Genomic DNA, 25,200 nt, shown 5'->3' on the forward strand with positions numbered 1-25,200 from the left:
GCCGGACGCTACGACTGCTGCGCGCGCTCCAGGACCAGTTCGCGGACGCGGGCCGCGTCGGCCTGACCCTGCATCGCCTTCATGACCGCGCCGATGATCGCGCCGGCGGCCTGGACCTTGCCGTCCTGGATCTTGGCGAGGACGTCCGGCTGGGCGGCGAGTGCCTGGTCGACCGCTGCGGTGAGGGCCGAGTCGTCGGAGACGACCTTGAGCCCACGGGCCTCGACGACCTGCGCCGGCGACCCCTCGCCCGCGATGACCCCCTCGAGCACCTGGCGCGCCAGACGGTCGGTCAGGTCACCGGACTCGACGAGCGCGATCGTCTCAGCGACGTGCTGCGGCGACACGAGGTCACCGGCTGCGGCGTCCTGCGCGTTCGCGACGCGGCTGATCTCGCCCGTCCACCACTTGCGCGCGGCCTGCGGAGAGGCACCGGCGGCGACCGTCGCCTCGACCTCGTCGAGCAGCCCGCCGTTGACGACGTCCTGGAACTCGAGGTCGCTGAAGCCCCAGTCCCCCTTGAGACGGCGGCGACGTGCGACGGGCGCCTCGGGCAGGGATGCCCGGAGTTCCTCGATGACCGCGGGGTCCGGCACGACCGGCAGCAGGTCGGGCTCCGGGAAGTAGCGGTAGTCGTCGGCGTCCGACTTCGGGCGGCCGGCCGAGGTGCGCCCGGTGTCCTCGTGCCAGTGTCGCGTCTCCTGCGTGATCGTGCCACCCGCGGCGAGGATCGCGGCCTGGCGCTGGATCTCGTAGCGGATGGCGCGCTCGACGGCGCGGAACGAGTTGACGTTCTTCGTCTCGGTGCGGGTACCCAGCTTCTCCTGGCCCCAGGGGCGCAGCGAGATGTTCGCGTCGCAGCGCAGGTTGCCGCGCTCCATGCGGGCCTCGGAGACGCCGAGCGCGCGGACCAGGTCACGGATGACCTGGACGTACGCGGCGCCGAGCTCGGGAGCACGGTCCTTCGCGCCGAAGATCGGCTTCGTGACGATCTCGACGAGCGGGACGCCGGCGCGGTTGTAGTCGACGAGCGAGTACTCGGCGCCCTGGATGCGACCGGTGGCACCACCGACGTGCGTCAGCTTGCCCGCGTCCTCCTCCATGTGGGCGCGCTCGATCGGCACCTGGAAGATGGTGCCGTCGGCGAGCTCGACCTCGACCTCACCCTCGAACGCGATCGGCTCGTCGTACTGCGAGATCTGGTAGTTCTTCGGGTTGTCCGGGTAGTAGTAGTTCTTCCGGGCGAACCGCGAGGACTCCGCGATCGAGCAGCCGAGCGCGAGCCCGAGCTGGATCGAGTAGCGCACGGCCTGCTCGTTGACGACCGGCAACGACCCGGGCAGCCCGAGGTCGACCGGGGTCACGTTCGTGTTGGGCTCGCCGCCGAAGAAGTTCGGGGCGTCCGAGAACATCTTGGTCTTCGTCGCGAGTTCGACGTGGACCTCGAAGCCGAGCACCGGCTCGAAGCGCTCGAGCGCCTCGTCGAAGTCCATCAGCGCGTCCTTCTGCGCCATCAGATCACACCTTCCTGCGCAGCGGACTGCTGAGACTGGTCGAGGTCCGGGATGCTGTCGATGAGCGGGCGGCCCCACTGCTGCTCGAGCAGACGCTCGAGCGCGGCGCCGTACCGGTAGAGGCGGGCGTCCTCGCGCTGCGGCGCCATGAGCTGCACACCGGTCGGCAGCGAGTCCTCGGGCGCGAGGCCGTTCGGGATGCTCATGCCGGGCACGCCGGCGAGGTTCGCCGGGATCGTCGTGAGGTCGTTGAGGTACATCGACAGCGGGTCGTCGAGGCGCTCCCCCAGCGGGAAGGCGGTCGTCGGCGCCGACGGGCTGATGAGCAGGTCGACCTGGTCGAACGCCGCCGCGAAGTCGCGCTGCACCAGGGTGCGGACCTTCTGCGCGGACCCGTAGTAGGCGTCGTAGTAGCCAGCGCTGAGCGCGTAGGTGCCGAGGATGATGCGGCGCTTGACCTCGGGGCCGAAGCCGGCCTCACGCGTCGCGGCCATGACGTCCTCGACGGTCGCACCGTTCTCGGGCGTGACGCGCAGGCCGAAGCGCACCGAGTCGAACTTCGCGAGGTTCGACGACGCCTCGGCCGGCAGGATCAGGTAGTAGGCGCTGATCGCGTACGCGAACGACGGCGCGGCGATCTCGACGACCTCGGCGCCCGCCTGCTCGAGGATCGCGACCGTCTCCTGGAAGCGCTGCGTGACGCCGGCCTGGAAGCCCTCGCCCCCCGCGAGCTCCTCGACGACGCCGACCTTGAGCCCGCGGAGCGTGTCGGCCTGCAGGCCCTCGCGCGCAGCGGCGGCCATCGACGGCCAGGCGTCAGGGATCGACGTCGAGTCCTTCGGGTCGTGCCCGCCGATGACGTCGTGCAGCAGCGCAGCGTCGAGGACCGTGCGGGACACCGGACCGATCTGGTCGAGCGACGACGCGAGTGCGATCGCGCCGTACCGGCTGACCCCGCCGTAGGTCGGCTTCACACCGACCGTGCCCGTGACGGCACCCGGCTGGCGGATCGAGCCACCGGTGTCGGAGCCGAGGGCGAAGGGGGCCTCGTGCGCGGCGACCGCTGCCGCCGATCCCCCGCCGGAGCCGCCGGGGATCCGGTCGAGGTCCCACGGGTTGCGCGTCGGACCGTACGCCGAGAACTCGGTCGTCGAGCCCATCGCGAACTCGTCCATGTTGGTCTTGCCGAGCGGCACGAGACCGGCGGCGCGGAGCTTCGCGACCGGGGTGGCGTCGTAGGGCGGCCGCCAGCCCTCGAGGATCTTCGACCCCGAGGTGGTCGGCATGTCCTGCGTGCACAGGACGTCCTTGATCGCGATCGGCACACCGGCGAGCGCACCGAGGTCGTCGCCCGCGGCGCGACGCGAGTCGATCGACCGCGCTGCCGCCAGGGCGTTCTCGTTGACGTGCAGGAACGCGTGCACGTCGCCGTCGACCGCTGCGATCCGGTCGAGGTGGGCCTGCGTGGCCTCGACGCTCGAGACGTCGCGCGCCACGAGGGCGTCGGCGAGGGCGGCCGCGCTGAGGCGGGTCAGGTCGTCGGTCACTGCTCTTCTCCCAGGATTGCCGTCACGCGGAACCGTTCGCCGTCGGAGTCGGGCGCGCCGGAGAGCGCCTGCTCCTGGGTCAGCGTCTGCCCCACCACGTCGGGTCGGGTGACGTTGCCGAGCGGCACCGGGTGGCTCGTCGCCGGGACGTCGTCGGTCGCGACCTCGGCGACCTTGGCGACGCTCTCGACGATGTGCGACAGCTCCCCGGTCAGCTTCTCGATCTCGTCGGGCGTGAGTGCGATACGTGCGAGGTTCGCCAGGTGGGCGACCTGCTCGCTCGTGATGTCAGGCATGGTGCTCCGTCGATCGGTTCGTGGAATGCGCACCAGTCTATTGGCCGCGTCCGGCGGCGGCACCACGGTCACCGGGGCTGTGGAGAACCGGTACGCCAGGCCCGGTGCCGGTCCGGCGGACCGGCACCGGGCCTGGCGTACCGTCGCGTGCTCGCCGTCGCCGCCTACCCGTGCGTCGGTGGCTGCTGGGTCGCCTCGCCCGTTCCGGTGCCCTGCGCGCCGCCACCGGGGCCCGTCCCGGTCGACGGCGCGCCGGCACCCGCGCCCGGCTGCGAGCCGGCACCCGCCGCCCCGCCCGGTGCGGGCGCGCCCGTCGTCGTGCCGCCGGTCGTGTCCGCGGTGGACGATCCCGGCGCGGAGGGCGCCTGGGCGCGCGTCCCCGGCGTCGCCTGGTCCCCGCCCGTCGCCGCGTCCGAGGCCGAACCGTCGACGGACCGCGGCGTCGAGCCGATCATCGCCGGGTCGGGCTCGGGCAGCGCTCCCCCGCCGTAGCGCTGGTCGAGCCACGACATCATCGAGCGGCCGACGCCGAACTTCGCGCTGTACCCGGTCGTGCCCTGCGGGAAGGACGTGTTCGCGAGACCGACGAGCCCCCTGACGTTGCCGATCCACGTCGCGTTGGTGTACTTCGTGCTCGACGTGACGAGCCAGTTCTGCGTGTCGGCGTCGGTCGTGCCGGTCTTGGCGAACTTCGGGGTGCTGTCACCGGGGTTCGCCGAGGCCGCGGTGCCGCTGCCGGTCAGGACGCCCTGCAGCGCGTGGTCGACCGTCCCGGCGACCTCGGCGGAGACGCCCCGGGTGCAGCTGGACGGCGTGGGCGTGACCGTCGTGCCGTCGGCCTCGCGCACCGAGTCGATGACGGTCGGCGTGCACACGACGCCGCCGTTCGCGAAGCCCGCGTACGCCTCGGCCAGGTCGATCGGCGAGAGCGGGTTCGTGCCGAGCACGGACGCCGGGTTCGACGCCGGGGCCGAGCCGTCCGCCTGGTGGATGCCCATGGCCTGTGCGAGGTCCTTGATCTTGCAGAGGTCGAGCTGCTTCGCCATCGCGCCGAACGCGGTGTTGATCGACTCGGAGGTCGCCGCCTGGACGCTCATGCTCGCCGGGACGGCCTCGGCGTTCGAGACGGGCCAGGGGGACCCGCCGAGTGCCTCGCACGAGTTCGTGAACTCGGACTGCTGGAACAGGTGCTCGCCCGTCGGCACCGACTCCGACAGCGTGTGCCCGGACGCCAGCCACTCGGCCAGCGTGAAGACCTTGTAGGTCGAGCCGGTCTGGAACCCCCCGGAGTTGCCGTAGGCCGTGTCCGCGTTGTAGTCGATCGCCGTCGCACCGGGGCCGGCGTTGTCGCGCTGCGTGTACGTCGTGTTCTGCACCATCGACAGCACGCGTCCGGTGCCGGGCTGGACGGTGACGTTCGTGCCGCCGAGGTCGACACCGGTCATCGTCGCGGGCACGTAGGACGAGAGCGCGGACTGGGCCTGGGCCTGCAGGTCGAGGTCGAGCGACGTGTGGATCTCGAGGCCCTTCGTGTCGAGGGTCTCGATGCGCTCCGCGGCGGTCTTGCCGAACGCCGGGTCCTGCAGCACCTGGTCGCGGACGTAGTCGCAGAAGTACCCCGCGTCGTACGCACTCGCCGCGGCCGAGCAGCCGTTCGCGGTGTCGGTGATCCGCGGCGTGACCTGGGTGGCCTCCGCCTGGTCGAGCTGCGCCTTCGAGATGTCGTGGTGCACGTACATCCGCTGCAGGACGTAGTCGCGCCGCGTCTTCGTCGCCGCGTAGCCGTTCGCCGCGCCGTTGTCCTCGTCGTCCGGCTCGTCGATGCGCAGGTTCGCCGGGTTGTTGAGGATGGCGACGAGCGTCGCGGACTGCGGGAGCGACAGGTCCTTCGCGTGCACGCCGAAGTAGTACTCGGCACCCGCCTCGGCGCCGTAGACGCGGCCGCCGAGCCCGACGAGGTTCAGGTAGCCGGTGAGGATCTGGTCCTTCGTGTACTTCTTGTCGACCGCGATGGCGTAGCGCATCTCCTGCAGCTTGCGTTGCGGTGTCACCCCGGCGGCGTCCTGGTAGCACGCCGCGACCTTGGCCTGGGTGGCGGCCGCGGTCGCGCCGGTGAGCTGCTCGCACTGCTGCACGAGGACGTTCTTCACGTACTGCTGCGTGATGCTCGAACCGCCCTGTACGTCGCCCCCGACGACGGTCGCCGCGACGCCGCGGACGGTCCCGAGCACGTCGATGCCGCCCTCGTCCTCGAAGCGGGGGTCCTCGGTGTCGATCGCCGCGCGCTTGAGCGACTCCGCCATGGCGTCCGAGGCGACGTCGGTCCGGTTCTCGGCGTAGAACGACGCGATCTTGACCTGCTGGCCGTCCTTCGTGGCGTAGACCGAGGACACCTGCTGCGGGGTCTGGATGTCGAGGTAGCTCGGCAGGTCCTCGAAGAACGACACCGCTCCGGACGTCGCCTCGCCCGCCACCGCCACGGCCGGGGTCACCGCGACCGCCACCAGCAGTCCTGCGAGGCCGGACATGGCGAGGAAGGTCGTGAGGGCACCGGACCACCGCATCGCACGCATGGCGGCACGGTACGGGCCCGGACTGGGGTGCTTCTGCCGTGCAGAGGTCAGGGGCTGCGGCGGCGCACAGGATCACCCACAGGGTCGGTCGCGCATCGCCCACGGGGCGGGTCCGCTCAGTCGCGGGGCTGCAGGTCCTGGGGTCGCAGGAGGTACATGTCGGGCACCGGTTGCGCGGTCCCGCCGCCACCCTGGCCGCGCCGGGCCTGGTGCCGGACGAGGTCACCGCGGCCGACCCCGATGAGGGCGACGTCGTGCAGCGATGCCGTCCCCGGCTTGAGGTAGTCGTTGTGACCCACCGGTCGGCGGAACACGCCCGCGTCCGGTTCGACGGTGTCCGTGGAGAGGTCGAGGAGCGTCGACCCGAACCCCGCCGAACCCGGGTCGGTCCCGAAGTACCCGGAGCCGGCGATCGGGTCGCTGTGCGCGTCGCCGACGTAGACCTGCCCGGGTCCCACCGCGAGCTCGGAGGCGGTCTGCACCGCGCTGCCCGGCGAGCCGAGCACGGTGAGCGAGTCCGCCTGCATGCGGCCGGACGACAGTGCCATCAGCGCCGTCGTCGACCCGTAGGAGTGCGCGACGACGTTCAACCGGGGCCGGTCGTCGCCGCGGACGGCGTCGAGACCGTCGACCACCCGTTCGAGCCGCTCGGCACCGGTGCGGGCGAGTCCGAGCGACAGGATGTTGGACATGTCGGGCGTCCGGTAGCCCATCCACGCGAGCACGGCGGTGCCGCTCGACGCGTGATCCGCGACTCCTCGGGCGGTCTGCGTCGTGGCGAGCGCCGACACGGTGGTCTGCTCGTCGTACAGGTCGCTCGCGGTGTCGGTGAAGTCGTGCATCTGCCCGGTCACGGTGAAGAACATCCCCGGGACGACCACCGTCACGTCCCGGGCGGTCGCGAGGTCCCCCACCGCGATCGCCGCGCGGCCCGAGCCCCGGGTGTCGAGGACGATCAGGCGCCGGGGGGCCTGGCCCGACTCGCGGTGCAGGGAGTCCCGGACCTGCGCGAGCAGCGCGGTGCGGGCGGCGGCACGGTCGGACCCGGCGCCGGAGTCCTGGGCATCGGAGTCCTGGTCGTCGGTGCCGACCCCGTCGGCGAGGGTGGTCCGGTTGGCGCGGTCACGGACGTCGTACGGCACCCCGTCCAGGTTGCCGACGACCGCGGGGGCGAGGGCGACCAGGCGCTCCTGTGCGGCGGTGCCGAGCGCGTCCCACCACCGTGCGACGGCGGCCGCGGTGGGTGGCCGGTCCTGGGCGGACGCGAGCACCCGATCGTCCTCGTCGGCGCGTGCCAGGTCGCCAGGACCGACCGCGACGAGTGCGTCGAGGAACGCCGTGCCGCGCGCCCGCGCCAACCGCTCGAGGTCGACGTGACCGCCGGCAGCGGTCGTCGGGGCGTCGGGCGGAGCGTCGCGTGCCACGGAGTCCCGGACCCCGGACACCTCCGCGACGGGCGCCTCGGCCGCTGCCGGGACGCCCACGCCGGACGCTCCCGGGACGGGCACGGCAGGGGCCTCGACCACTCCCAGCGAGTGCATCGAGGCGGTGAGTAGCAGGGCCGCGGCGATGAGCAGCAATCAGGTCTCCCCGGGAAGGCCGTGTCGTCGACCCCCTCAGCCGACGATTGATGCCCTCTCGAGTGTAAGGAGAATGCGCTCACGAGGGGGGTGCGCGGTGCAACTTGCCCCTCGAACTGGGTGCGGATCGTCGACGGTCCCCCGCGGACGACGGCGCGTCGCTCACGGCGAGCCGCGCTCCGCCGTGCTGCTCAGCTCCCTGCGTCCGCGTCGTCGGTCGCCTGGCCGTCGGCACCGTCGGACGGCTCCGGTCCGTCCGCCCGGTCCGGCTCCAGGGCGCCGGGCCCCTCGGTCACGAGCAGGCGGAACTGCTCCGCGTCGATGATGCGGAGCCCGAGCTGCTCGGCCTTCGTGAGCTTCGACCCGGCACCGGGGCCGGCGGCGACGAAGTCCGTCTTCTTGCTGACGCTCGACGCAGCCTTGCCGCCGGCGGCGATGATCGCCTCCTGCGCGCCCTCACGGGTGTACCCCTCGAGCGAGCCCGTCGCGACGACGGTGACCCCGCTGAGGACGCCCCCCTCGACGGCGGCGCCGGGACCGGGGTGGTCCGGCGTGGTGAACTGCACCCCCGCGGCCGTCCAGCGGCCGATGATCTCCCGGTGCCAGTCCACCGCGAACCAGTCGAGCAGGGCGTCCGCGATGATCCCGCCGACCCCGTCGACCGCCGCGAGTTCCTCGCGCGACGCCTCCCGGATGCGGTCGAGCGACCCGAAGTGGTTCGCGAGTGCTCGTGCGGCGACCGGGCCGACGTGCCGGATGCTGAGCCCGACCATGATGCGCCAGAGCGGCTTGGTCTTCGCGGCCTCGATGTTCGCCAGCATCTCGAACGCGTTCTTCGACGGGTAGCGGCTCGGCTCACCCGTGTGGTCGGCTCCGCGCGCGTCGGGGTCGAACGGCGGATCGGTCTTCTTGCGGGCACGGCTGAACGGCGTGACGCGCTTCGGCGTGCCGTCGTCGTCGGACTTCTCCATGCCGGTCTCGGCGTCGCGGACGATCACCTCGATGGGGACGATGTCCTCCATCGTCAGGTCGAACAGGCCGGCCTCGGTGACGAGCGGCGGCTGCTCGGGGTGCAGCGGCTGCGTGAGCGCTGCGGCGGCGACCTCGCCCAGGCCCTCGATGTCGAGCGAGCCGCGCGAGGCGATGTGCTCGACCCGGCCACGGACCTGGGCGGGGCAGCTCCGGGCGTTCGGGCAGCGGAGGTCCTTGTCGCCCTCCTTCGCCGGTGCGAGGGGCGTCCCGCACTCCGGGCACACGGCAGGCATGACGAACTCGCGCTCGGTGCCGTCGCGCAGCTCGACGACCGGGCCGAGCACCTCGGGGATGACGTCGCCGGCCTTGCGGAGCACGACGGTGTCGCCGATCAGGACGCCCTTCGCCTTCACGACGTCCTGGTTGTGCAGGGTCGCCTGCCGCACCACGGACCCCGCGACCTCGGCCGGCTGCATCACCGCGAAGGGCGTCGCACGTCCGGTCCGCCCGACGCTGACCACGACGTCGAGGAGCTTCGTGTGGACCTCCTCCGGTGGGTACTTGTACGCGATGGCCCAGCGCGGTGCACGGGAGGTCGAGCCGAGTTCCTCGTGCAGGGCCAGGTCGTCGACCTTCACCACGACGCCGTCGATCTGGTGCTCGACCGACGCACGACGCTCGCCGGTCGTCCGCACGAACCCGATGACCTCGTCCACGGTGTCGAACACCCGGTAGTGCGAACTCGTCGGCAGGCCCCAGGTCTGCAGCAGCTCGTAGACCTCGGACTGGGAGTGCACCTCGGTGTCGCGCTCGAGTTCGCGCACCGGCCACGCGCCGATGCCGTGCACGAGCATGCGGAGGCGCCGCAGGCGGTCGACCATGAGCGCGCGCTTCGCCTCGGACTTGCCCTCTTCCTTCTGGCGGAGCGATCCGGCGGCTGCGTTGCGCGGGTTCGCGAACACCCGCTCCCCCGCCTCGCGCTGCCGCGCGTTCAGTTCGTCGAACTGCGCGACGGGGAAGAAGATCTCGCCGCGGACCTCGACGATGGCCGGGTGTCCCTCGCCGGACAACCGGTCGGGGATCGTGCCCATGGTGCGCACGTTGCCGGTGACGTCCTCGCCCACCACCCCGTCACCACGGGTCGCCGCCGACACGAGGCGACCGTGCTCGTACCGCAGGTTGATCGCGAGCCCGTCGATCTTCAGCTCGGTGAGGAACCGGACCCGTTCGGACCCGGCGTCGCGCTGCACCTTGTCGGCCCACTCGGTCAGCTCCTCGGGGCTGAACACGTTGTCGAGGCTCAGCATGCGCTCGGCGTGCTCGACCGGCGCGAACTGCACCGTCTGCGCCTGACCGCCGACGGTCTGGGTCGGGCTGTCCGGGGTGCGCAGGTCCGGGAAGCGCTGCTCGATCGCGTCGAGGCGACGGACCATCGCGTCGTAGTCGCCGTCCGACACCGTCGAGCCGTTGCCCTCGTAGTACTGGTCGCGCAGCTCGCCGATGCGCACCCGGAGACGGTCGACCTCCCGCTGGGCCTGCGCGGCGTCGAGGTCGGCCGGGGCCAGCGTCTCGAACGTCGAGTCGGCCGAGTCGGGGGTCGTGTCGCTCATGCCTCAGTTCTACCGTGCACCGCCGACCCCGGGCGCAGCCGGCTCCCCGGCCGCAGCCGGCTCCCCGGCCCCAGCCGCCCGGCCCTCGGCAGCACCCGGGGGCCGGGCGGCTGCCCGACCCCGGCAGCAGGCTCAGACGGTCGCGGGCACCGCCGAGACGGTGCGGTCGATCGTGCACTGCCCGAGCACCCGGGTGCCGACGTAGACCACCGCAGTCTGACCGGGAGCCACACCGGACAGCGGCTCGTCGACGTCGATCACGAGCTCGCCGTCCGTCACCCGCGCCGTCGCCGGGACCGGATCGGCGTGCGCCCGGATCTGCACGTCGCACGCGAACGGCGTCGACGGGTCTGCCGGAGCGGTCCCGGCCCAGGTGAACCGCGAGCCGGCCATCGACCGGACGTCGAGCGCCTCCTTCGGTCCGACGACGACGGTGTTGTCCTTCGGCCGGATCTCGAGCACGAAGCGTGGCTTGCCGTCCGGTGCCGGTCGTCCGAGGTGCAGTCCGCGGCGCTGCCCGACGGTGTAGCCCGTGGCACCCTCGTGCTCGCCGACCACGGTGCCGTCGCGCTCCACGACCGAGCCCGGCGCGGTCCCCACGCGGTCGGCCAGCCACCCGCGGGTGTCCCCGTCCGGGATGAAGCAGATGTCGTAGGAGTCGGGCTTCTGCGCGACGGTCAGCCCGCGCGCCGCCGCCTCGGCACGGACCTCGTCCTTCGACGGTGTCGCACCGAGCGGGAACATCGCGTGCTCCAGCTGCTCGGCCGTCAGCACGCCGAGCACGTACGACTGGTCCTTCGCCCACGCCGCCGAACGGTGCAGCTCACGGGCGCCGTCCGACCCGGTCACGATCGAGGCGTAGTGGCCGGTGCACACGGCGTCGAAGCCCAGGGCGAGCGCCTTCTCGAGCAGGGCGGCGAACTTGATCCGCTCGTTGCACCGCATGCAGGGGTTCGGGGTGCGGCCGGCCTGGTACTCCGCGACGAAGTCGTCGACGACGTCCTCCTTGAAGCGCGCCGAGAAGTCCCACACGTAGTACGGGATCCCGAGCGCCGAGGCCGCCCGCTGCGCGTCCATCGAGTCCTCGATCGTGCAGCAGCCACGGCTCCCCGTGCGGAGCGTGCCCGGCATGCGGCTCAGCGCCAGGTGCACACCGACCACGTCGTGCCCCGCGTCGACGGCCCGCGCCGCGGCCACCGCCGAGTCGACCCCACCGCTCATCGCCGCAAGTACACGCATGTGTCCAGGGTAAGCGCATCCCCCGACGAGTCCAGGCGTACCGTTGCTCGACGATGACCAGCACCACGAACGACGCCTTCGACCGCCGCGGCGTCCTGCTGTCCGGCTTCCTGCCCGCGGCGCTCTTCGCGATCGGCGAGGGAGCGATCATCCCGATCATCCCGATCGCCGCCGACTCCCTCGGCGCGAGCCTCGCGTTCGCCGGGTTCGTCGCCGCGCTGATCCTGGTCGGCGAGCTCATCGGTGACGTGCCCTCAGGCGTCGTGGTCGGACGGATCGGTGAACGGAACGCGATGATCGGCGCCGCCGTGGTGTCCGTCGTCGGGCTGCTCGTCTGCGTCGTCTCGCCGAGCCCCTGGGTGCTCGCCGTCGGGGTGTTCCTGGTCGGTGTCTCGACCGCCGTCTTCGCCCTTGCCCGGCACGCCTACATGACGACCGCGATCCCCCTGCGGATCCGGGCCCGCGCCCTGTCGAGCCTCGGCGGTGTGTTCCGCTTCGGCTACTTCGTCGGGCCCTTCCTCTCGGCCGGCGTCGTCCACCTGACCGGCACGACGCAGAGCGCCTTCTGGATCCACGTGGCGTGCTGCCTCGCGGCGGCGGTCGTGCTCCTCGTCCTGCGCGACCCCGCGACGGGCGCACGCGGTCTGCGGTTGCCGAGCAGGGCCTCCAGGCCGGACTCGACGAGCGCGACCGACGGGACGGACGCGACCCACGGACCGGACGCGGCCGACGCGGCACGGCGCACGGCACCCGCGCGGCACCCCGACGAGCCGCCCACCGACACGGGCGCGCAGTTCGTCGAACGCGAGGCACACGGCCTCGTCCGCACCATCCGCGAGAACCGCGCCGTCCTGGCACGGCTCGGCAGCGGAGCGGCGCTCATCGGCGCGCTCCGCGCCGGACGGCAGGTGATCCTGCCGCTCTGGGCGGTCAGCGTCGGTCTCGACGACGCCTCGGCCGCGCTCGTCATCGGCATCGCGGGCGCCGTCGACTTCGCGCTCTTCTACACGAGCGGGCAGATCATGGACCGCTGGGGTCGACTCGCGAGCGCCCTGCCGTGCATGCTCGGGCTCGCCGTGAGCTACTTCCTGCTCGCCTGGAGCGGGCACCTCGACGCGAGGGTCGGGTGGTTCGTCGGCATCGCGATCGGCATGTCCCTCGCCAACGGTGTCGGCAGCGGCATCCTCATGACGCTCGGTGCGGACCTCGCGCCGCGGGGGAACCCGGCACCGTTCCTCGGTGCGTGGCGCTTCACGGGGGACTTCGGGTCGGCTGCGGCGCCACTGCTGATCTCGGGCGTCACCGCGGTCGCCTCGCTGGCGTTGGCGAGCGGGGTGATGGGGGTGCTCGGCCTGGTCGGTGCGGGGGTGCTGCTGCGGTACGTGCCGCGGTACCTGCCTCGTCGGCTGCGCTGAGCGGACGGCCTGGAGGCGCGGCTCCCGCCCGCCCCGCGTCCACGCCTCGGTAGACTGCCGCTGCTCGCGGGAGTGGTGGAATCGGTAGACACGCAGGATTTAGGTTCCTGTGCCCCAGGCGTGAGGGTTCGAGTCCCTCCTTCCGCACGATGGTCGGCTCGCCGGGTGGAGTCACACCACAGGAGGATGGGGCGGTCACCGCCGGGCGGTACCCTCGTCAGGCGGGAGCTTCCCCGTGCCCCGCCCCGACACGACCGGAACAACCATGCACTCCGTCGCACTCGCCCTGATCCCGTGGCTCGACCCGCAGTACATCCTCGACCACTTCGGGGCCATCGCCGTGCTCATCGTCTGCGCCATCGTCTTCGCCGAGACGGGCCTGCTGATCGGCTTCGTCTTCCCCGGCGACAGCCTGCTCGTCATCACGGGGCTCTTCGCCTTCGACCGCGGCGGCCAGATCGGCGGCATCCCCATCTGGGCGGCGGCGCTGATGATCGGCGCGGCGGCGTTCCTGGGCGGTGAGCTCGGGTACTACATCGGCAAGAAGGCCGGGCCCCCGATCTTCGAGCGCAAGGAGAGCGGACTCTTCTCGAAGGAGAACGTCGACCGCACGAACGCGTTCTTCCACCGCTTCGGCCCGCTCGCGGTCATCCTCGCCCGTTTCGTCCCCGTGGTCCGGACCTTCCTACCGATCGCGGCCGGGGTCGGGCGCATGAACTACAAGAAGTACTCGCTGTACAACGCCGTCGGTGCGGTCGTCTGGGGTGTCGGCGTGACCTTCCTCGGGTACTTCCTCGGGTACATCCCGCCGATCGCGTACGTCGTGCGGAACTACATCGACGTGATCCTCATCCTCGCGGTGCTCGTCACGGTCGTCCCCGCGGGGCTGCACTACTGGCGGACCGCGCGCAAGGCGAAGCACGCCGCCGAGGCCGAGGAGGCAGCGCAGCGCGATGGCGCCGAGCGGGGTACCGCCGACGGCGCGGGTCGCCCGGCCGAGCAGTAGTCGGCGGGCCGTCGGCGCTCCGGCGGCCTGGCGGCGCTGACCGTCCGCGCACGGCGCTGCAGCGGCGGCGTCGCACAACTGAAGACACCTCGCGCCACGGGAACCCGTGGCGCGAGGTGTCGCTCGTTGTGCCTGAGCACGGAACGCCGCGCAGACGCCGGCGTCCCGCGGAGCTCCGACCGGTCGGGTCAGACCCCGAAGTACTCCCGGACGATCGGCGCGATCCCCCGGAACGCCTTCGACCGGTGCGACAGTGCGTTCTTCTCGTCGCGCGTCAGCTGTGCTGCCGAACGGTCGGCGTCGTCCGGCTGGAACACCGGGTCGTACCCGTGTCCGCCGTCCCCGACCGGCTCGGTCAGGACCTCGCCGTTCCACACCGCCTCGAACAGGTGCTCCGTGCCGTCCCGGGTGACGAAGGCGGCGGCACACACGAACGCAGCGGTCCGCTCCACGACGCCCTCGAGGTTCCGCAGCAGCAGCGCGATGTTGTCCGCGTCCACGCGCGTCCCGGCGTACCGGGCGGAGTGGATGCCGGGTGCCCCGCCGAGCGCGTCGACGGCGATCCCGGAGTCGTCGGCGAGCGCCGGCAGCCCGGTGTGCGCCACCGCCGCACGCGCCTTGATGAGCGCGTTGGCCGCGTAGGTGTCGCCGTCCTCGACGGGCTCCGGACCGTCGTACCCGACGAGCTCGACGCCCGCGCCGAGGGCCTCGCCGAGGATCCCGCGCAGCTCGACGACCTTGCCCTGGTTGTGCGTCGCCAGGACGACGGTGTGGCCGGTCACGCGAGGCCCAGCACGTCGCGCTGGATCGCCGCGAGCGACCGGTTGCCCGCGAGGCCGAGGTCGAGCAGCGTGTCCAGCTCGTCGCGGTCGAACGGCGCGTGCTCCGCCGTGCCCTGGACCTCGATGAACTTGCCGGAGCCGGTCGTCACGATGTTCATGTCGGTGTCGGCTGCGGAGTCCTCGGTGTAGGCGAGGTCGAGCATCGGCTCCCCCCCGACGATGCCGACCGAGATCGCCTGCACGCTGTCGGTCAGCGGCGTCGCCTTCTTGGCGATGAAGCCCTTGTCGCGGCCCCACTCGATCGCGTCCACCATCGCCACGTAGGCGCCGGTGATCGACGCGGTGCGGGTCCCGCCGTCGGCCTGCAGCACGTCGCAGTCGAGGACGAGGGTGTTCTCGCCGAGGCCCTTCATGTCCACGACCGCTCGGAGCGACCGCCCGATGAGCCGCGAGATCTCGTGCGTCCGTCCACCGACCTTGCCCTTGATCGACTCGCGCTGCATGCGCTCGTTCGTCGACCGCGGCAGCATCGAGTACTCGGCGGTGACCCAGCCGGTGCCCTTGCCGGCCATCCAGCGCGGCACACCGTTCGTGAAGGACGCCGTGCACAGCACCTTCGTGTTGCCGAACGAGATGAGTGCGCTGCCCTCGGCCTGCGAACTCCACCCCCGCTCGATGCTGACCGGACGGTGGTCGGTGGCACTGCGGCCGTCGATGCGGGTGCTCATGGGGTCCTTTCGGTTCGGGGCAGCGTGATGGCCCCGGTCTGGAGGTGTCCGACGCTCGAGACCTCGGGACCGAGGAAGCGCCGGGCGAGCCGGATGAAGCCGTTCTTGTCGTCGCCGGTGGCCTCGAACGCGTAGGTCGGCGGCTCCGGGGTGGTGCGTTCGAGCCCGTGCTCGACGAGCCGACGGTAGACGTCGTTCGCGGTCTCCTCGGCGCTCGACACGAGCGTGACGTCCGGGCCCATCACGTACTGGATCGCCGCGGACATCAGCGGGTAGTGGGTGCACCCGAGCACGAGCGTGTCGACGTCGGCGGCGCGGATCGGCGCGAGGTACTGCGCCGCCACCTCACGGAGCGCCGGCGACGAGGTGTCCCCGGCCTCGACGAACTCGACGAAGCGCGGGCACGCCGCGAGGGACAGGGTGACGTCGGCAGCCACGGCGAACGCGTCCTCGTACGCCCGCGAGGCGATCGTCCCCACCGTCCCGATCACCCCGACGCGACCGGTCCGGGTCTGCTTCACGGCGGCACGGGCGGCCGGCTGGATCACCTCGACGACGGGGATGCCGTACGCCTGCTCGTAGCGTTCCCGAGCATCGCGGAGCACGGCGGAGGACGCGGTGTTGCACGCGATCACCAGCGCCTTCACGCCCTGGTCGACGAGGTCGTCCATCACCTCGAGCGCGTACCGCCGGACGTCGGCGATCGGCTTCGGGCCGTAGGGCGAGTGCACGGTGTCCCCGACGTAGCGGATGCTCTCGCGCGGCAGCTGGTCGATGATCGCCCGCGCGACCGTCAGTCCACCGACCCCGCTGTCGAAGACTCCGATCGGTGCATCCGTCACCCGCCCAGCGTACCGAGCCGCACCCGCCCGGCGCCCGACCACGCGCGCCCCGCGCCTCGGCACCGCGACGTCGCCCCGGCTCCGCGACGTCACCGCGGCACAGCGACGTCACCTCGGCACCGGGAGGTCACTAGTGTCGGACGCGTGACCAGCGCGCTCCTCACGGACCAGTACGAACTCACCATGGTGGACGCCGCCCTCAAGGACGGCACCGCCGATCGACGCTGCGTGTTCGAGGTGTTCGCCCGCCGCCTCCCCGACGGCCGCCGCTACGGTGTCGCCGCCGGTCTCGGGCGCTTCCTCACGGCGCTCACGGAGTTCCGCTTCGGCGACGAGGAGATCGGCTTCCTCCGCGACCGCGGCGTGATCGACGAGGGGACGGCCCGGTGGCTCGCGGACTACCGGTTCACCGGGGACGTCCGCGCCTACCGCGAGGGCGAGGTCTTCTTCCCCAACTCCCCCGTGCTGCAGGTCGAGGGGACCTTCGCCGAGTCGGTCGTCCTCGAGACCCTCGCGCTCAGCATCTTCAACGCCGACTCCGCCATCGCCGGCGCAGCGGCCCGCATGGTGTCCGCCGCCGACGGCCGTCCGCTCGCCGAGATGGGCTCGCGACGCACCGGCGAGTGGAACGCCGTCGCCGCCGCCCGCGCCGCGTACATCGCCGGGTTCGGAGCGACCAGCAACCTCGAGGCCGGCCGCACCTGGGGCATCCCGACGATGGGCACCGCCGCGCACGCGTTCACGCTCCTGCACGACTCCGAGGAGGCCGCGTTCCGCTCGCAGCTCGACGCCCTCGGCGACGGCACCACGCTGCTCGTCGACACGTACGACATCGAGGCAGCGGTGGAGACCGCCGTCCGGCTCACCGACGGCCGGCTCGGCGCGGTCCGCATCGACAGCGGTGACCTGCCGAGCGTCGTCGCCGCGGTCCGGGCACAGCTCGACCGGCTCGGTGCCCCGGCGACGAAGATCACCGTGACGAACGACCTCGACGAGTACACGATCGCCGCCCTCCGCGCCGCACCGGTCGACTCCTACGGTGTCGGCACGAGCGTCGTCTCCGGCTCGGGACATCCGGCGGCGGGCATGGTGTTCAAGCTCGTCGCGCACCAGACCCCGGCGGGCGACGAGTGGGTCCCCGTCGCGAAGAAGTCCGCGGACAAGGCCTCGACCGGTGGGCGCAAGGAGGCCGGCCGGCGCCTCCGCAACGGCATCGCCACCGCCGAGGTCGTCCTGACCTCCGGTCGCCTCGGCCCCGACGAGCGACCCCTGCTCGTCCCCGTGGTGGACCACGGCGAGGTCGACCCGGCGTTCCTCGGGGTCGCCGGCGTCGAGGCGGCTCGGGCGCACCACGAGCGCGCCAAGGCGGAGCTCCCGGTGGACGCGTCCCGCATCGGACGCGGCGACCCGGCGATCCCCACCCTGGTGGTCTAGCGGACTACTCGGACTTCATCTTCTCGTAGATGGCCTTGCAGTCCGGGCACACCGGGAACTTCTCCGGGTCGCGGCCCGGCACCCACTTCTTGCCGCAGAGCGCCTTGACCGGCTTGCCGGAGAGTGCGGACTGCAGGATCTTGTCCTTCTTCACGTAGTGCGAGAACCGCTCGTGGTCGCCGGGCTCGATCGACTCTTCCTCGAGGAGCTTCTCGAGCTCGCGGTCCATCACGTCGAGGCCGCCGCCGGGTTCCGTCATGCTCATGGGTCCAGGGTACGACGATGCGGCCGACGCCGCGACGGACGGGAGGCGCGGGTCCGCCCCGCCACGCGGCTCACCTGCACCGAGGACGGACGGGAGGCGCGGGACGGTCCCGCCACGCGCCTCCCGTCCGACGGTGCGTACCGACGGGAGGCACGGCGTCCGGCCACAGCGTGCCTCCCGGCCGGCAGGCGCTCAGTTCCGCTGCGCCGCAGCGAGCAGGTCGGGACCACGCCGGTCGAAGAGCCGACCGCCGACGGCCACGCCGGTCACGAGCACGACGACACCGACGGCGATGCCGACGAGGAGCGTCGCGAGTGCCCAGGGTTCCGGACCCTCGACCGCGGTGAGCACCGCCAGCCAGCCCGCGGGGACGAGCGACGCCAGGATGCCGACGATCATCGTCGTCTGCGCGACCGCGGCCGTCGTCCCGGCGGCCTGCGGCTGCTGGAACGGGTGGTCGCCGGGGCGGACGGTCGGGTACGGCAGCAGGACGGAGACGACGCTCGACAGCCCGAGCCCAGCGAGCAGTGCACCCACTGCGATGCCGGTCAGCACCGGGAAGGCCGTCGGGTCCCCGAAGAGCGCGGCGGACACAGCGGCGCCGGCGACGACGAGCGGCAGTCCGACGACGAGCAGGGGCACGAGTCGCCCGAGCCGGTCGGTCCAACCGGGAGCGCCCGACGCGACGTGCAGCCAGACCGCGGTGTTGTCGTAGGAGACGTCGTTGTGGGGCAGGAACCCGGCGATGAGTGCCATGAGCGGCAGCGGGACCAGCGCGGTCCAGTGCCACGGCACGCCGGCGACCCCGAGCGGGAGCACGACGAGCGGCACGAACAGGATGACCAGGTAGGACATCCGGTAGCGCGGGTCACGGCCCCAGTACGTCAGCGCCCGGGCGGCGACCGCGCCGACCGGCGTCGAACCCAGTCCGGCGAACCAGCCGAGCCCGCGGTAGCGGCGGGTGCCGGCGCGTCCGTCCGCGGCCTCGAGTGCGGCGCCGACCAGCGCCCACCAGGCCCACGCGAGCAGTGCGACGGTGACCAGCGCGACCAGCAGCTTCAGGAGCCCCTCCCCGACGCGACCGCTCGCCACGTCCGCCGGGACCGCCCAGGCGGCTCCCCAGGGCGTCCACCCGGCGACGTCGGCGATCCGCTGGAGCTCGGTGCTGGCAGGGTCGAGCCACTCGCTGCGGAACAGCAGCGACGCCACCGGCAGTCCCAGCACGACGATCACGAGGGCGGCGAGCCAGCCGGCGTCGCGCGACCGGTGCGGTCCGACGAAGGTCGCACCGACGGCACTGCCGACCCGCAGCAGCAGGGCGCAGGTCAGGGTGCCGAGCAGTGCGGCGACGACGGCCAGCACCGCGGTGCCGCCGCTGCGCGACCACGCTCCGACCTGCCCGACCGCGACGACCGCGACGGCGAGCACCGGGACGCCCACGAGTCCGGCGACGCCGAGACCGACGGCGAGGTGACGGCGGTCGATCCCGTACACGGCGAAGCGGCGCGGGTCGAACTGGTCGCTGCGGCCGACGACGAGCGGCACCAGCGTGAGTGCGAGGGCGACGAACGTGCCGACGGGGACCGCGACCGACCGCGCGACCTCGACGGGTGCCTGCCGCAGCGCGAGGAGCTCGCCGGCCACCACCACGGCGGCGACCAGGCCGAGCAGGGACCCGAGCACCACGAGGACCGACCGTCGGGCTCCCCCACGGACCTCGCCCGCGAGCAGGTCGACCCTCAGTCGGAGAAGCTGTGCAACCATTCCATGCTCTCTGCCACGACGCGGCCGCCCGCGAGTTCGACGAACTTGTCCTCGAGGCTCCTGCGCCCGCGGACCTGCGCCATCGTGCCGGAGGCGAGGACCTTGCCGCCGACGATGATCGCGACGGAGTCGCACGTGCGCTGCACGAGCTCCATGGAGTGGCTGGAGAGCACCACGGTGCCGCCGCCGCGGGTGTACCGCCGCAGGATGTCCGTGATCGTCGCCGCGCTCACCGGGTCGACCGACTCGAACGGCTCGTCGAGCACGAGGACGCGCGGCGAGTGGATCAGGGTCGCGGCGAGCGCGATCTTCTTCGCCATGCCGACCGAGTAGTCGGCGACCTGGCGCCCGAGCGCCTCGCCGAGACCGAACGCCTCGGCCAGGTCGGTGCTGCGCTTCCGTGCGGTCGCACCGTCGAGCCCACGGAGCGTGGCCGAGTAGTGCAGCAGCTGCGCGCCGGTGAGCCGGTCGAACAGCCGGAGCCGGTCGGGCAGCACACCGAGGGCGCGCTTGGCCGCCGTCGGGTCGGACCAGACGTCGTGGTCGAGGACGGTCACGGTGCCCGCGTCGGGCCGGAGGAGACCGGTGACCATCGACAGCGTGGTGGTCTTGCCGGCGCCGTTCGGTCCGACGACGCCGAAGATCGAACCCTGGCGGATCTCGAGGTCGACCTCGTCCGCGGCGAGGGTCTGGCCGTACCGCTTCACGAGGCCGCTCGCGCGGAGCACGACGGGCTGCTGCGCCTGCGCGGTCTGCGTCGCGGCGGCGGTGGCGGTCGGCTGGCGTCCGGGAGCGCGCTTCTCCTTCGCGGTGGAGCCGGCAGCAGCCGTCGACGGCGTGCCCGCACGCTGGGTCGTCGCCGTGCTCGACGCGTCGTCCCCGGCCGCGCCGGAACCGGTGGCGGCCGTGTCGGCGGGCTGTGCGGGCGTCGCGGGACCGGAGGGTCGTGCGGCACGCCCCTTACCCTTGCCCTTGCCCTTGCCCTTGCGGGGGGTGCGGTCCGACGCGGCGACGGCGGTCTCGGGGGCGGCGCCCTGGTCGGGTGCACCTTCGTCGTGGCCGACCGCGACGGCCGCACCCGTCGTGTCGTCCGTCATCTCGTCATCATCGGAGGCGTCGTCGCGCGCATCCTCGTCCCCCGTGTCGTCGTCGGCCGCGTCACCGGACGGTCCGTCCGCGTCCGCCAGCCAGGCGGCGTCGGACGTCGCGTACACGTCGTCGTCATCAGCTGCAGCCACCGCCCCACCGTACCAACGCGCCGGACGCGGCCGACCCCGACCGGCGGCGCGTCCGCGAGGGCCTCGGTACCGAACCGGTCACAGGATCACGAAATGAGCACGAAGCACGCACGGGTGTACCCCGGAGCGCACTCGTTCCGTATCATTCACCAGGGCACGACGGAGTGTTCACCACTTGGAAACCAGCCCGGACGGGCGCCCGTGGCCGCTCGTCCCCCGCACGAAGGTGCAGGAAGCGCACGCTCACGGCGAACTCGGACCCGGAGCGGGCACACTCGACGAGGCCCGCCCGTGCCCCACGCGGCGCGCGGGCGGACACCAGAAGGGACCAGCATGACCACGCAGATCGTCATCCTCGCAGCGGGGATGGGCAGCCGACTCGGTCGGAGCCTGCCGAAGCCGCTGACCGAACTCAGCGACGGCCGCACCATCATGCAGCAGCAGTTCGACAACATCCGAGCCGCCTTCGGCTCGAGCGCCCGGGTCACGATCGTCGTCGGCTACAAGTCCGAGTACATCGTCGAGGCGTTCCCTGAGGCGAACTTCGTCTACAACGAGTCCTACGACTCCACGAACACGTCGAAGAGCCTGCTGCGCGCGCTCAAGGCGACCGGCAAGAGCGGCGTCCTGTGGATGAACGGTGACGTCGTCTTCGACCCGCGCGCCCTCGTCCGTGCCGCGGACATGATGGACCAGGACCGCTCCTTCGTCAGCGTCAACACCGAGAAGGTCTCCGACGAGGAGGTCAAGTACACGGTCGACGCCGACGGCTGCATCAAGGAGCTCTCGAAGCGGGTGGTGGGCGGCCTGGGCGAGGCCGTCGGCATCAACTACGTCTCCTCGCGCGACAAGCAGGCGCTCATCCGCCAGCTCGGCCGCGTCGACGACCAGGAGTACTTCGAGGGCGGCATCGAGGCTGCCATCGCCGAGGACGGGCTACGCTGGTCGCCGATCGACATCTCCGACCTGTACGCGGTCGAGATCGACTTCGCCGAGGACCTCCAGCGCGCGAACGACCTGTTCGCCTGAACCACCGTCAGGACCCCCTCGGCGGTTCCGCCCGGAGGGAAGCCGCGTGACCACAGCGAGTGCGCCGACCGCGCCCGCGACGACTGCATCGACGTCGTCCCGGAGCGCCGGTCGACGGTACCGCCAGGCACTCTGGCTGCTGACCGTGCGGGACCTGCGCGTCCGGTACTCGACGTCCGCGCTCGGGTACCTGTGGTCGATCCTCGACCCGCTGGTGATGTCGGCGATCTACTGGTTCGTCTTCACCCAGGTCTTCCACCGGGGATCGGTGGGCGAGGAACCGTACATCGTCTTCCTGCTGTCGGCGTTGCTGCCGTGGATGTGGTTCACCGGAGCGGTGTCGGACTCGACGCGGGCCTTCACGAAGGAGGCGAAGCTGATCCGGTCGACGACGATTCCCCGGAGCATCTGGGTCGCCCGGGTGAACGCCTCGAAGGGCATCGAGTTCCTGCTGAGCCTGCCGGTGCTCGCGGTCTTCGCGATCGCCGCCGGTGCGCACCTGCACTGGGAACTGGCGCTGTACCCGCTGGCCATCGTGCTGCAGTGCGCCCTGGTCTACGGGATCGGGCTGATCGTCGCACCCCTGGTCGTCTTCTTCCGTGACCTGGAACGCGCCGTGAAGCTCGTCCTGCGGTTCCTGTTCTACGCATCGCCGATCATCTACGGCACGCAGGCCCTGCCCGACCGGCTGCACGACATCGCCGCACTGAACCCGCTCAGCGGCATCTTCGGCCTGTACCGCTCCGCGTTCTTCCCCGGCCAGCTCGACTGGCTCGAGGTCGGCGTGTCGGTGGTGGTCACCGCCGTGGTCCTCGCCGTCGGTCTCGTCGTGTTCCGCCGAAGCGAGCACCGCGTCCTGAAGGAGCTGTGATGACCGCGACCGACCGGACCGCGCCGTCCACGAGCGTGGCGCCCGTGATCTCCGTGCGCGACGCCGGGATCCGGTTCAAGCGCAACCGCCGCGCGAGCCGGAGCTTCAAGGACCTGTTCGCCGGGAGCAACCGCCGCAAGCGTGCGGACGAGTTCTGGGCGCTCCGCAACGTGTCGTTCGACGTCCGGCCGGGCGAGGCCATCGGCGTCGTCGGACGCAACGGTCAGGGGAAGTCCACCCTGCTCAAGCTCGTCGCGCAGGTCATGCTGCCGGACGAGGGACGGATCCGTGTCGATGCGGGTGTCGCTCCGCTCATCGAGATCACCGGCGGCTTCGTCGGCGACCTCACCGTCCGGGACAACGTGTACCTGACAGCGGGTCTGCACGGGATGTCCCGGGCCGAGATCCGGGACGCCTTCGACGAGATCATCGACTTCGCCGAGATCGGCGACTTCGTCGACACCCCCTACAAGCACCTGTCGAGCGGCATGAAGGTGCGCATCGCGTTCGCGGTGATCTCGCGGTTGGACGAACCGGTGATCCTGGTGGACGAGGTCCTGGCGGTGGGTGACAAGAGCTTCCGCGAGAAGTGCTACAAGCGCATCGAGGAGCTGCTGGCCGGTGGCCGGACGCTGTTCTTCGTCTCGCACAACGACAAGGACCTGCGTCGCTTCTGCGACCGGGGGCTCTACCTCGACAAGGGGCGTCTGCAGCTCGACGACACGATCGAGGCAGCCCTGACGCGGTACGCGGCCGACCACGGGGCCTGAGCTCCGCTCCTCCACACCCGGGCCCCGCCGTACCCTCGTCCACAAGCCGAGGCACCAGCGCACTCCCCCGGGCTCCCGACGTCGGCCCCTCCCCCTACCGTGGCCCGCATGCACCACCCACCCACGGCCTACGCAGTCCCGTTCACCGTCGACCGATCCTGGGCACCACGTCGCTACGACCTGGTGAACACCGGGCCGGAGCCGCTCCACGCGATCTCCCTCACGCACCTCGGCAGCGGGTACTGCCCGCCGCTGGCGGTCAACCGTCTCGACCCGGGTCGATCCCTGTCGATCGCGGTGTTCGGCGCCGACCCCGAGCAGACCGGCATCGTGGTCGTCCGGTGGCGGCGCCCGGACCGTTCCGAGTACCTGTGGCGGATGTCACTCGTGGGCGACCGTCTGGTCGGCCTCGCGTCGTGACGACCGCAGGGTCAGCCCTCGCCGCGCTCCCGGGCGACCTCGTGCCAGCGCGCCACGAGACGGTCGACGGCAGCATGCAGCCGGCGCGTCGCGACGCCGGGTGTGGTGTCGCCGAAGTACCGCTCGACCCAGTGCTGCAGCGTCGCGAGCTCCTCGGCGTCGTTCGCGGCGGCGTCCACCCGCGCGACCACGTCGGCGGCGTCCTCGGCGAGCAGCCAGTTCGCGGCGCCGAGGTACCCGCGCTCGTCCACGTCGGCCTCGGGTGCCGCAGGACGCGTCACGAGCAGCGGCTTGCCGACGGCCAGTCGGTCGTAGATCATCGCGCTGATGTCGGTCACGGCGACGTCCGCGTCCGCGAGCTGCCACCCGAGCTGCGGTCCGTCGTCGTACACGTGGTGCGCAGACGGGTCGGCGGCGTTCGCGGCGGTGATCGCGGCGACGATGCGCTCGTGGGCAGCACGGTAGTCCTGGTCGAGCACGCCGCTGCGCGGGTGCGGCCGGTACACCAGCCGGTGTCGACCGGTCGCGAGCAGGCGCTCGGCGAGCTCGACCCCGTGCGACGCGATCGAGCCGTACGCGGCGGCGGCGCGGTCGCCCTCCCACGTGGGCGCGTAGAGCACCACGGTCCGGTCGTCGTGGGGGTACGGCACTGCGCCGGCGAAGTGGTCGGCCTGCGGGCGTCCGATGGCGATGGTGCGGCGGTCCACGTCGTAGTCCCACAGGGCGGCACGCAGGCGGTCCCGGGCGGCGTCTCCCGCGATCAGGGCGTAGTCGTACGCCTTGAACTGGTTGGTGGTCATGTACATCTTGTCGCTCTCGCCGTGGTTGACGAAGACGTGCCACATGCGCCCGTACCGCATCATCTGGAAGTTGCGGGCGTTCTGGTTGACGTACAGGACGATCTTCGGTGCCTGCTCCTCGACGAACCGTTCGAGGTCGACGACCTGGCGGGCGTACACCGCCGGGACGGGCGACTCGTCGAGCAGGGTCGTCATCGTGCCGGGGCTGCGGGAGATGATCGCGACGGGGTGCTCGCTGGCGAGTTCCGCCAACGGTGCGTACCACTGCCGGAGCTGGTACATGTTCACCTTGCCGTCGGCGAAGTAGACCGCGACCTCGATCGAGCGCGGTGCGAGCTCCGGGACCTCCGGGAGCCGGCGGGCGAGCTCCCGCCGGTTCTGACGGGAACGCAGCAGGCGGCGGGCGAGACGGATCGCGGTCCGGACGTCCTTGGTGATCGGCATGGTGGTCCTCAGGCTACGGGCGATTGCTGGGCGGTGTGCTCGGCGACGACGGCAGTGACGA

Annotated in this window: 21 protein-coding genes and 1 tRNA gene; 8 read left to right on the forward strand and 14 right to left on the reverse strand. The window is 71.9% G+C overall.

Annotated features, from left to right (window positions below; translation table 11 throughout):
* Positions 1–8 precede the first annotated feature (8 nt).
* The 7 genes from gatB to mnmA all read right to left on the reverse strand — a co-directional run bounded on the left by gatB (position 9) and on the right by mnmA (position 11,331).
* A complete protein-coding gene (gene gatB / locus ACIQFY_RS08615; protein WP_066652943.1) occupies positions 9–1,514 on the reverse strand; it encodes an Asp-tRNA(Asn)/Glu-tRNA(Gln) amidotransferase subunit GatB in 1,506 nt (501 codons plus the stop codon).
* On the reverse strand, positions 1,514–3,061 hold the full coding sequence (gatA, locus tag ACIQFY_RS08620) for an Asp-tRNA(Asn)/Glu-tRNA(Gln) amidotransferase subunit GatA (protein WP_400339398.1): 1,548 nt from the start codon (positions 3,059–3,061) through the stop codon (positions 1,514–1,516). The genes gatB and gatA overlap by 1 nt, the downstream gene beginning before the upstream one ends.
* The gene (gene gatC / locus ACIQFY_RS08625) at positions 3,058–3,357 is read right to left on the reverse strand and encodes an Asp-tRNA(Asn)/Glu-tRNA(Gln) amidotransferase subunit GatC (protein ID WP_058728900.1); all 300 of its coding nucleotides are present in this window, start codon (positions 3,355–3,357) and stop codon (positions 3,058–3,060) included. Before gatC ends, gatA begins: the two co-directional genes overlap by 4 nt.
* A 164-nt stretch (positions 3,358–3,521) precedes the next feature.
* Positions 3,522–5,930 (reverse strand): transglycosylase domain-containing protein, encoded by a 2,409-nt coding sequence (locus tag ACIQFY_RS08630; RefSeq protein ID WP_400339402.1) that lies wholly within the window; start codon positions 5,928–5,930, stop codon positions 3,522–3,524.
* A 116-nt stretch (positions 5,931–6,046) separates the two neighbouring features.
* Positions 6,047–7,471 (reverse strand): alpha/beta hydrolase, encoded by a 1,425-nt coding sequence (locus ACIQFY_RS08635; RefSeq protein WP_400339404.1) that lies wholly within the window; start codon positions 7,469–7,471, stop codon positions 6,047–6,049.
* A 230-nt stretch (positions 7,472–7,701) separates the two neighbouring features.
* On the reverse strand, positions 7,702–10,092 hold the full coding sequence (ligA, locus tag ACIQFY_RS08640) for an NAD-dependent DNA ligase LigA (protein WP_400339407.1): 2,391 nt from the start codon (positions 10,090–10,092) through the stop codon (positions 7,702–7,704).
* 132 nt (positions 10,093–10,224) lie between these two features.
* On the reverse strand, positions 10,225–11,331 hold the full coding sequence (mnmA, locus tag ACIQFY_RS08645; RefSeq protein ID WP_400339410.1) for a tRNA 2-thiouridine(34) synthase MnmA: 1,107 nt from the start codon (positions 11,329–11,331) through the stop codon (positions 10,225–10,227).
* Between the two features lie 53 nt (positions 11,332–11,384).
* Between mnmA and ACIQFY_RS08650 the strand changes: the two genes are divergently transcribed.
* From ACIQFY_RS08650 to ACIQFY_RS08660, 3 genes are all read left to right on the forward strand, one after another.
* Entirely contained in the window at positions 11,385–12,746 is a 1,362-nt protein-coding gene (locus ACIQFY_RS08650; protein ID WP_326495738.1) for an MFS transporter, read from the forward strand.
* Positions 12,747–12,812: 66 nt separating this feature from the next.
* Positions 12,813–12,893, forward strand: a tRNA-Leu gene (locus tag ACIQFY_RS08655).
* A 118-nt stretch (positions 12,894–13,011) separates the two neighbouring features.
* Positions 13,012–13,752, forward strand: a complete 741-nt coding sequence (locus ACIQFY_RS08660) for a DedA family protein (RefSeq protein WP_400339413.1) — start codon at positions 13,012–13,014, stop codon at positions 13,750–13,752.
* A 188-nt stretch (positions 13,753–13,940) separates the two neighbouring features.
* Here ACIQFY_RS08660 and rdgB read toward each other — a convergent pair whose 3' ends face one another.
* The 3 genes from rdgB to murI are packed head-to-tail and all read right to left on the reverse strand — an operon-like array spanning position 13,941 to position 16,104.
* Positions 13,941–14,534 carry an RdgB/HAM1 family non-canonical purine NTP pyrophosphatase gene (rdgB, locus tag ACIQFY_RS08665; RefSeq protein WP_400339416.1) on the reverse strand — a complete coding sequence of 198 codons (594 nt, stop codon included), beginning with the start codon at positions 14,532–14,534 and terminating at the stop codon, positions 13,941–13,943.
* Positions 14,531–15,262 (reverse strand): ribonuclease PH, encoded by a 732-nt coding sequence (gene rph / locus ACIQFY_RS08670; RefSeq protein WP_066652919.1) that lies wholly within the window; start codon positions 15,260–15,262, stop codon positions 14,531–14,533. The genes rdgB and rph overlap by 4 nt, the downstream gene beginning before the upstream one ends.
* On the reverse strand, positions 15,259–16,104 hold the full coding sequence (gene murI, locus ACIQFY_RS08675; protein ID WP_066652917.1) for a glutamate racemase: 846 nt from the start codon (positions 16,102–16,104) through the stop codon (positions 15,259–15,261). Before murI ends, rph begins: the two co-directional genes overlap by 4 nt.
* Between murI and ACIQFY_RS08680 the strand changes: the two genes are divergently transcribed.
* Entirely contained in the window at positions 16,096–17,538 is a 1,443-nt protein-coding gene (locus ACIQFY_RS08680) for a nicotinate phosphoribosyltransferase (protein ID WP_400339908.1), read from the forward strand. The genes murI and ACIQFY_RS08680 overlap by 9 nt on opposite strands.
* 4 nt (positions 17,539–17,542) lie before the next feature.
* Here ACIQFY_RS08680 and ACIQFY_RS08685 read toward each other — a convergent pair whose 3' ends face one another.
* The 3 genes from ACIQFY_RS08685 to ACIQFY_RS08695 all read right to left on the reverse strand — a co-directional run bounded on the left by ACIQFY_RS08685 (position 17,543) and on the right by ACIQFY_RS08695 (position 20,805).
* On the reverse strand, positions 17,543–17,803 hold the full coding sequence (locus tag ACIQFY_RS08685; protein ID WP_400339420.1) for a DUF3039 domain-containing protein: 261 nt from the start codon (positions 17,801–17,803) through the stop codon (positions 17,543–17,545).
* A gap of 192 nt (positions 17,804–17,995) precedes the next feature.
* Positions 17,996–19,567, reverse strand: coding sequence for an ABC transporter permease (locus ACIQFY_RS08690; protein ID WP_326495736.1), 1,572 nt, complete (start codon positions 19,565–19,567; stop codon positions 17,996–17,998).
* Positions 19,543–20,805 (reverse strand): ABC transporter ATP-binding protein, encoded by a 1,263-nt coding sequence (locus tag ACIQFY_RS08695; RefSeq protein WP_326495735.1) that lies wholly within the window; start codon positions 20,803–20,805, stop codon positions 19,543–19,545. Before ACIQFY_RS08695 ends, ACIQFY_RS08690 begins: the two co-directional genes overlap by 25 nt.
* A gap of 333 nt (positions 20,806–21,138) precedes the next feature.
* Between ACIQFY_RS08695 and ACIQFY_RS08700 the strand changes: the two genes are divergently transcribed.
* The 4 genes from ACIQFY_RS08700 (at position 21,139) to ACIQFY_RS08715 (ending at position 23,895) form a co-directional block, all read left to right on the forward strand.
* On the forward strand, positions 21,139–21,834 hold the full coding sequence (locus ACIQFY_RS08700; RefSeq protein ID WP_066652912.1) for an NTP transferase domain-containing protein: 696 nt from the start codon (positions 21,139–21,141) through the stop codon (positions 21,832–21,834).
* A gap of 46 nt (positions 21,835–21,880) precedes the next feature.
* Positions 21,881–22,705, forward strand: a complete 825-nt coding sequence (locus tag ACIQFY_RS08705) for an ABC transporter permease (RefSeq protein ID WP_251154730.1) — start codon at positions 21,881–21,883, stop codon at positions 22,703–22,705.
* Positions 22,705–23,475, forward strand: coding sequence for an ABC transporter ATP-binding protein (locus ACIQFY_RS08710; protein ID WP_400339425.1), 771 nt, complete (start codon positions 22,705–22,707; stop codon positions 23,473–23,475). Before ACIQFY_RS08705 ends, ACIQFY_RS08710 begins: the two co-directional genes overlap by 1 nt.
* 108 nt (positions 23,476–23,583) lie before the next feature.
* Complete coding sequence (locus ACIQFY_RS08715) at positions 23,584–23,895, forward strand: hypothetical protein (protein ID WP_251154728.1); 312 nt, start codon at positions 23,584–23,586, stop codon at positions 23,893–23,895.
* 11 nt (positions 23,896–23,906) lie between these two features.
* On the opposite strand, the gene ACIQFY_RS08720 is transcribed toward ACIQFY_RS08715, so the two are convergent.
* Positions 23,907–25,139, reverse strand: coding sequence for a CDP-glycerol glycerophosphotransferase family protein (locus ACIQFY_RS08720; RefSeq protein ID WP_400339428.1), 1,233 nt, complete (start codon positions 25,137–25,139; stop codon positions 23,907–23,909).
* Between the last annotated feature and the right edge of the window lie 61 nt (positions 25,140–25,200).

The organism is Curtobacterium sp. NPDC092190 (assembly GCF_044755625.1).
In the GTDB taxonomy this organism is placed as follows: domain Bacteria; phylum Actinomycetota; class Actinomycetes; order Actinomycetales; family Microbacteriaceae; genus Curtobacterium.